Consider the following 245-nt stretch of genomic DNA (forward strand, 5'->3'; position numbering starts at 1 on the left):
TCTGAAACGAAGGCTATTCCGAAACCAGACTATCAGGTTGACCAGCCATATTGCCGATACCGCACCAAAGCCGAGCAGCATCAGGTAGACGAGGCCGAAGCCCATTGCCACAAAAACGAAAAAGATGACTTCCGCCGCAGTCAGGCCTGCCGGGAAGAATCCGATTTCAAACAGGTAAGCGAATACGACAATTGCGCCGATCGCTGCGGAAATCTTGTAAAACAGTGACGCGATGGTGTTATACG

The 245-nt window shown here is 51.0% G+C and carries 1 protein-coding gene; it reads right to left on the reverse strand.

What is annotated here, in order from left to right; genetic code table 11:
• A partial coding sequence (locus tag SB751_RS34170; RefSeq protein ID WP_410749515.1) for a hypothetical protein occupies positions 1-245 on the reverse strand: 245 nt, incomplete at both ends.

It is taken from the genome of Cupriavidus sp. SIMBA_020, from assembly GCF_046535395.1.
GTDB lineage: Bacteria > Pseudomonadota > Gammaproteobacteria > Burkholderiales > Burkholderiaceae > Cupriavidus > Cupriavidus campinensis.